Source organism: Providencia sp. PROV189 (genome assembly GCF_028480065.1).
Taxonomy (GTDB): Bacteria; Pseudomonadota; Gammaproteobacteria; order Enterobacterales; family Enterobacteriaceae; genus Providencia; species Providencia stuartii.
In genome coordinates this window covers 1-1731 of the sequence record NZ_JAMPOG010000029.1, presented here as the reverse complement: position 1 = coordinate 1731, position 1731 = coordinate 1, and the positions used below count along the sequence as shown (strand labels likewise).

Sequence of the window (1731 nt, the reverse complement as noted above, 5' to 3'; positions counted from 1 at the left end):
TAAACCGCCGCAATACCAGCTGCCAGACTCGCAAACGCACTCACCGTCGCCTTTTCCTCTTCGGTAAGCTGGCTAACATCTTTCTTATACAGCTCTTTCGACAACATACCAACCACTTCGGCGGTCATCGCTCCTAACGATTGTGCTCCTGCATTTTCACCTTTTGCCAGCGCTAATGCAACATTCGCAATACCGTGGGCCGCAACTTTGGCTTTATCATCTTTTACCTGCTGACCAATATAGTTCGCAATATACGGCACACTGGCATTCGCCACCGCTTTGTACACATCACCATTTACTAACCCTTGGATTAACGCCGTACCTGATTCGACTATGCGCCGTTTGTCTCCACCGACTTGCCAGCCAGAGTCGTTGATTTCAGCCTGAATAGCATCCTCTCGCGCTTTCCCCATCAAAGTAGGATGATTTTTATTCACCGCTTCTGCTCTTTTTCTTTGTTAAAAATCGTATTCAGCTTCTTATGGGTATTCACTGTCATTTAAAGAAAGCGAACATAAGCCGTAAAATGAACTGAAGTTTGAAACGTCAAACAGATAGATGAAGAAGAGTTAAAATCAGTGACATCGATTTTTGGATGCGTTGATTTTAAAACATCAGGCTAAGCGATTGATTGGATATGATAATTAGAGATAACACCATGCTCAGGTGTGGGAACACCCCAACATGGCTAACCACGCAACTGATAGGGGTAGTCACCATGACTAAGCGCGGTTGTAGTGTAAAAACACCGACGACTAAAGAAGAAGTGGTCAAAACCAGACAGTATACAGTGGGTTACGCCCCCAACCGCGGTAAATCCAACCCCAGCCCACAACTGATCATCAGTGGTAAGTGGCTGAATGCAATCGGTTTTACGGTGGGCAATCACTTTACCCTCACTCGCCAAGCTGAACAGTTGATTATCCAGTTGGCTGAGGGGTGAAGTTAGTTAAATCACTTCATTAACTATTATCCTATTTATTATACATAAAGTAGGTCACCACTCCTAGCATTGGGCTTAATACCAGTGCTAGCTTGCATGCTTTTTTTATGTACTCAAATGAAAATGTAAATTCTGTATTCATCAGTAGCCATGTATAACTTTCTGCAAAAAAAAATGAAAAGACCCCCATAGCAAAAATTACAATAGCCCACATTGAAGTTAAAAAAAGAAGAAAAAATCCTTTACTATTTCTGTGCTTCATTGGCATTTTCCTGCTCTTTTTTAATTGCTTCTTGGGCTTGGCTATTAGTGATTTCAGTCGTTAAAGATGAACCTACATTCCCTCCGATCCCAGGCAGTACTGCTGGTGATAAGTCTTTTGATAACCTAATAACCCTTTATTCGCACCACCTTGTATTCTAGGGTTATATTTAGGATCAAAACCATTAGTTTTATGAAATCCCCATTGATTACCACCCCACTTTATGAGACCGCCTAGTCCATAACCAATTCCTGAACTAATTCCAGACGTTCCAGCGCCTAGCAATGGATCTTCACCTTTTAATTCACTTGAAAGGCCGCCACCGAAAACATTCCCCCTTACGACACCATAAAGATTAGAGTTTTTAGTAATTCCACCTATGTGAGTAGCAATGAGTACATCAGTGTAATTAATGGGTTTATCTCCAGATAACTGAATGAGGTAATTAGCACTTCCACCTATACCAGCAACAATAAGTCCTGTTCCTGAGTATAAGCCCAGACCAGTAACACCAGCAGCATATCCT

2 protein-coding genes and 1 pseudogene are annotated in these 1731 nt (G+C 42.0%); 1 reads left to right on the top strand and 2 read right to left on the bottom strand.

The genetic code is table 11. The features are described from left to right. Positions 1 to 437: VENN motif pre-toxin domain-containing protein (locus tag PR833_RS16240; RefSeq protein WP_052038331.1), on the bottom strand; the 437-nt coding region annotated here is incomplete at its 3' end. A gap of 281 nt (positions 438 to 718) precedes the next feature. On the opposite strand from PR833_RS16240, the gene PR833_RS16235 reads away from it, so the two are divergent. Further along, positions 719 to 943 (top strand): SymE family type I addiction module toxin, encoded by a 225-nt coding sequence (locus PR833_RS16235; protein WP_040132481.1) that lies wholly within the window; start codon positions 719 to 721, stop codon positions 941 to 943. 334 nt (positions 944 to 1277) lie between these two features. Here PR833_RS16235 and PR833_RS16230 read toward each other — a convergent pair. Further along, positions 1278 to 1731, bottom strand: a pseudogene (locus tag PR833_RS16230) (hypothetical protein); the annotation flags it as partial.

Excerpts from the sequence above, each read along its gene's own strand:
- PR833_RS16235 (WP_040132481.1), top strand. The coding sequence starts at position 719 with ATGACTAAGCGCGGTTGTAGTGTAAAAACACCGACGACTAAAGAAGAA.